Source organism: Cellulomonas bogoriensis 69B4 = DSM 16987 (assembly GCF_000767165.1).
Taxonomy (GTDB): Bacteria; Actinomycetota; Actinomycetes; order Actinomycetales; family Cellulomonadaceae; genus Actinotalea; species Actinotalea bogoriensis.
In genome coordinates this window covers 1-4,679 of the sequence record NZ_AXCZ01000195.1, presented here as the reverse complement: position 1 = coordinate 4,679, position 4,679 = coordinate 1, and the positions used below count along the sequence as shown (strand labels likewise).

General features: G+C 73.9%; 6 protein-coding genes. 5 read left to right on the top strand and 1 reads right to left on the bottom strand.

Going from position 1 to position 4,679, the window contains the following annotated elements; all coding sequences use genetic code 11:
- Positions 1-265 precede the first annotated feature (265 nt).
- Complete coding sequence (locus tag N869_RS17900) at positions 266-922, bottom strand: hypothetical protein (protein ID WP_198026078.1); 657 nt, start codon at positions 920-922, stop codon at positions 266-268.
- A gap of 5 nt (positions 923-927) precedes the next feature.
- Here N869_RS17900 and N869_RS12995 point away from each other — a divergent pair, with 5 nt between their 5' ends.
- From N869_RS12995 to N869_RS12980, 5 genes are all read left to right on the top strand, one after another.
- The gene (locus N869_RS12995) at positions 928-1,941 is read left to right on the top strand and encodes an HAD-IIA family hydrolase (protein ID WP_035062303.1); all 1,014 of its coding nucleotides are present in this window, start codon (positions 928-930) and stop codon (positions 1,939-1,941) included.
- A gap of 85 nt (positions 1,942-2,026) precedes the next feature.
- Positions 2,027-2,188: a hypothetical protein gene (locus N869_RS17895; RefSeq protein ID WP_198026077.1), complete on the top strand. Its 162-nt coding sequence runs from the start codon at positions 2,027-2,029 to the stop codon at positions 2,186-2,188.
- On the top strand, positions 2,188-3,003 hold the full coding sequence (locus tag N869_RS12990; RefSeq protein ID WP_035062301.1) for a TlyA family RNA methyltransferase: 816 nt from the start codon (positions 2,188-2,190) through the stop codon (positions 3,001-3,003). Before N869_RS17895 ends, N869_RS12990 begins: the two co-directional genes overlap by 1 nt.
- Positions 3,000-3,896: an NAD kinase gene (locus N869_RS12985; RefSeq protein WP_035062300.1), complete on the top strand. Its 897-nt coding sequence runs from the start codon at positions 3,000-3,002 to the stop codon at positions 3,894-3,896. Before N869_RS12990 ends, N869_RS12985 begins: the two co-directional genes overlap by 4 nt.
- On the top strand, positions 3,893-4,679 hold a 787-nt coding region (locus N869_RS12980; RefSeq protein WP_035062299.1), incomplete at its 3' end, for an AAA family ATPase. The genes N869_RS12985 and N869_RS12980, both read left to right, overlap by 4 nt.

The following is a 4,679-nucleotide window of genomic DNA, read 5'->3' as shown; positions in this document are numbered from 1 at the left end:
CCGGGGTGGCCTTCTCTGCATCCAGCCCCAGGCGGGTGGGATGATGAGGCCCCCATCCAGGAGAGGCAGAGCCGTGAACGACCATTCCCCGCGGGCCCGCGGCGACCGTCCCGAGCGCGCCCCACGGGACGGCTCACGGGCCCGGCCGCAACGCGACAACCACCGCGGCGGGTCAGGCCGACCCGGCCGACCGTCGCGCACCGACACCCAAGGACCCGTCGGGGAACGGCGCAGCTCAGGGCCGCGTGCGGCGAACCGCGACGACTCAGGGAACAAGCCAGTCGCACCGGCCATCGACGACGACGTCCAGGCGAGCGACCTCGACCGTGACGTCCGGTCCCGCCTCAGAACCCTCAGCAAGGACAACGCCGACGGTGTCGCGCGACACCTGGTGATGGCAGGCAGGCTCCTCGACGACGACCCCGAGACCGCCTACCTGCACGCCCAGGCCGCCGTTCGTCGTGCAGGTAGGGTCGACGTCGTCCGTGAAGCCGCCGCCCTCGCCGCGTATCGCACCGGGCGGTTCGCGGAGGCGCTCCGAGAGTTCCGGACCGTCCGACGGCTGAACGGCTCGAACGAGCACCTTGCGCTCATGGCCGACTGCGAGCGGGGGCTGCAACGGCCCGAACGTGCACTCGCCCTCACCCAGGACGACGCCGCCCGTGAGCTCGGGCCCGATCTCCAGGTCGAGCTCGCGCTCGTCGCCGGGGGAGCGCGCCTCGACCTCGGCGAACCAGACGCCGCGATCGCCACCCTGCGAGGCGCGCAGCGGCACGCCCGCACCGGCGAGCACCGTGCACGGCTGGACGAGGGCCTCCGCGACGCCCTGGTCGCGGCCGGCCGCGACGACGAGGCACACGCCCTCGGTACGCGCCCAGACGACGACGAGCACATCGTCGTGTTCGACCTCGAGGAAGACCACCCCGCATGACGCTTCTCAGCACGACAGAGCCCCTGCACCTCGCGCACGACGCGGCCCTCGTCGACCTCGACGGCGTCGCCTACCGGGGGCCGTTGCCCGTCCCGCACGCCGGCGCCGGGCTCGCCGCCGCACGGGACGCCGGCATGCGCCTGGTGTTCGTGACCAACAACGCGTCACGTGAACCGGAGTCCGTCGCCGCCCAGCTCACCGGGCTGGACATCCCCACCGAACCCGACGAGGTCCTGACCGCGGCACAGGCCGCGGCGCGGCTCCTGCGTGACCACGTCGCGGTCGGCTCGCGCGTGCTCGTCGTCGGGGGGCCCGGGCTGCTCACCGCCGTCCGCAACGCAGGGTTCCAGATCGTCACCTCCGCGGACGACCACCCCTCGGCCGTCGTGCAGGGCTTCTCACCGGACCTCGGGTGGACGCACCTGGCCGAGGCCGCCTACGCGATCCAGAACGGCGCGGTCCACATCGTCAGCAACCTCGACGCGACGCTTCCCAACGAACGTGGGCTCGCGCCCGGCAACGGTTCGCTCGTCCGGGTCGTCACCGCCGCCACCGGCACCGAGCCCGTCAGCGCCGGCAAGCCCGAGCCGACCATGTTCCACCTCGCCGCCGCGCGGGTCGACGCCCGCCATCCGCTCGTCATCGGCGACCGCCTGGACACCGACCTCGCCGGTGCGCGTGCGGCACACTACCCCGGGCTCCACGTCCTCACCGGGGTCAGCACCGCACGGGACGCCGTCCTCGCCCCGACCGGCCACCGGCCCAGCTACATCGGGCTCGACCTGCGGTGCCTGTCCCAGGTCCACGCCGCGCCACGGCAGGACGGCGACCGCTGGGTGTGCGGCACGGCGACCGCCACGGTCACCGATGGCGTCCTGCGCGTCGAGGACGGCCCCGGCGGGGACCCGGTCGACACACTTCGCGCCGCCTGCGCAGCGGCATGGGACGCGGTCGACGCCGGCCGGCCCCTCGAGACCGGGAGCGTGCCCGACCTCGTCGGCGACCGGTGATGTCAGGTCGGGCAGGTAGCGTGGAGCAGCGCCCGAATCGACCCACCCCACCGACACGATGATGCCCCTCAGCCTTGGAGGACCGATGGAGGAGCCCAGTCAGTCCTGGGCGACCGGCGACGAGCCCGTCGACAGCGCGCTCGCCACCCTCGCCGGGCTCACCGCCAGGCCCCTCACCGAGCACGTCGCCGCATTCGAAGCCGTGCACGGCGCCCTCGCCGACCGGCTCGCGGAGAACCACGACTGATGCCCGAGCGACTCGACGTCGAGCTCGTCCGCCGCGGTCTCGTGCGTTCACGGACCCGCGCGTGCGCCCTCATCACCGCCGGGGGTGTCGTCGTCGACGGGGACGTGGCGACCAGGCCGGCGCAGCACGTCGGCACCGACGTGCCCATCACCGTCACGCAGCCGGACGAGATGGTCTCCCGTGGGGGGCACAAGCTGAAGGGGGCACTCGAGCAGGCCCGTCTGCTGACCCCCGGTGCCCTGGACGTCGATGGCCGGTACTGCCTCGACGCCGGGGCCTCCACCGGGGGTTTCACCCAGGTGCTCCTCGACGAGGGCGCACGGCACGTGCTCGCTGTCGACGTCGGTCACGGCCAGCTCGCCCCCGAGCTCACCGCAGACCCGCGCGTCACCCTCAAGGAGGGCCAGAACGTCCGGGAGCTGGAACGCGCTCTCGTGCCGACACCCCCGGACCTTCTCGTCGCCGACCTCTCGTTCATCTCCCTCACCCTCGTGCTGCCCGCGCTCCTCGACGTCGGTGCACCCGGCTGCCGGCTGCTCGTCCTGGTGAAGCCCCAGTTCGAGGTCGGACGGGGGCGCGCACGGCACGGCGTGGTCACCGACGACGCCGCACGCACCGAGGCCGTGCTCGGAGTCGCCGCCGCCGCGCGTGCCCACGGTGCCGCCGTCCGGGGCGTCCTCCCCAGCGTCCTGCCCGGGGAGAACGGCAACCGCGAGATCTTCCTCTGGCTCGAGCAGGGCGGGCAGCAGGAGGGCGACGTCACTGCCGCCGTCACCGCCGCCGTCACCACCGACCTGCCCGGGGCTGTCTCATGACCAGGACCGTGCTGGTCGTCCACCACAGCGGCCGACCCGAGGCCGTCCAGGCCGCCCACGAGGCCGTCGGCGCGCTCAGGGCCGAAGGGATCCGACCCCTCGTCGAGGCCGAGGAGCCGGTCGACCTCACCTCGGTCCCCGACCTCGCGGCCGTGGTCGTCATGGGCGGTGACGGGACCATCCTGCGTGCGGCCGAGCTCGCCCACGGGACCTGCGTGCCGCTCCTCGGGTTCAACCTGGGGCACGTGGGTTTCCTCGCCGAGAGCGAGAGGGAGGACATCACCGAGGCGTGCCGGCGGCTGGCGACCGGAGACTTCGACGTCGAGGAACGTCGCACCGTCGACGTCGAGGTCATGACCCCCGATGGTGCGGTGCGCACGGGGTGGGCCCTCAACGAGGCCACCGTCGAGAAGGCCGACAGGTCACGGATGGTCGAGGTCGTCGTCGAGGTCGATGGCCGGCCCCTGTCGTCCTTCGGGTGCGACGGGGTCGTCATGGCGACCGCGACCGGCTCGACCGCCCACGCCTTCTCCGCCGGGGGGCCGGTGGTGTGGCCCGACGTGGACGCGATGCTGCTCGTCCCGGTCTCGGCCCACGCGCTCTTCGCCCGACCGCTGGTGGTCGGCCCGACCTCACGCCTGGCCGTCGAGGTCCTCAACAGGTCCGACTCGCCCGCCGTCCTCACCTGTGACGGTCGACGGCAGGTCGACCTGCCCACCGGCAGCAGGGTCGAGGTGCGGCGCAGCTCGGTGCCCGTCCGTCTCGCCCGCCTGACCCACGCGCCCTTCGCCGACCGTCTGGTGTCCAGGTTCGCGCTGCCCGTCACCGGCTGGCGTGGGCGCGGTCCCCACGGGGCGCTCGACCACGGCACGGCGGAGGGCGGTGACACGTGATCGAGGAGATCCGCATCGAGGACCTCGGGGTCATCGGCTCCGCCACCGTCCCCCTCGGCCACGGTCTCACCGTCATCACCGGTGAGACCGGCGCAGGCAAGACCATGGTCCTCAGCGCCCTCAACCTCCTCCTCGGCGGGAAGTCCGACCCCTCGACCGTTCGGGTCGGGCACCCCCGGGCCGTCGTCGAGGGCGTGTTCGTCGTGGGTGAGGACGCCGCGCGCCGGGCCCAGGAGGCCGGGGCCGAGCTGGAACCCGACGGGGCCCTCCTGGTCTCCCGGACCGTCGCGGCCGCCGGACGCTCCCGAGCCCACCTGGGAGGCCGCAGCGTGCCCCAGGCCGTCCTCTCGCAGGTGATGGAAGACCTCGTCACCGTGCACGGGCAGGCCGACCAGGCGCGCCTGCGGTCACCGCGCCGTCAGCGTGCCGCCCTCGACGCCTTCGCCGGTCCCGAGCACACCTCGGTCGTGGAGCGGTACCGGACCACGTGGGCCCGCCGCCAACAGCTCCGGGACGAGCTCGACGAGCTCGTCGGCAGTGCACGCGACCGTGCCAGGGAGGCCGAGCTCCTCCGACTGGGCCTCGCCGAGGTCGAGCGGGTCGCACCGCAGCCCGGCGAGGACGAGGACCTCGCGTCCGAGGCAGCGCGGCTGGGCCACGCAGAGGACCTCCGGTCCGCCGCGCTCGCCGCGCACCTCGCGCTCTCCGGCGCCGAGGACGACGTGACGGCCGCGGGCGGGGCGGTACCTGCCGTCGAGCACGCACGCCGGGCACTGGAGCAGG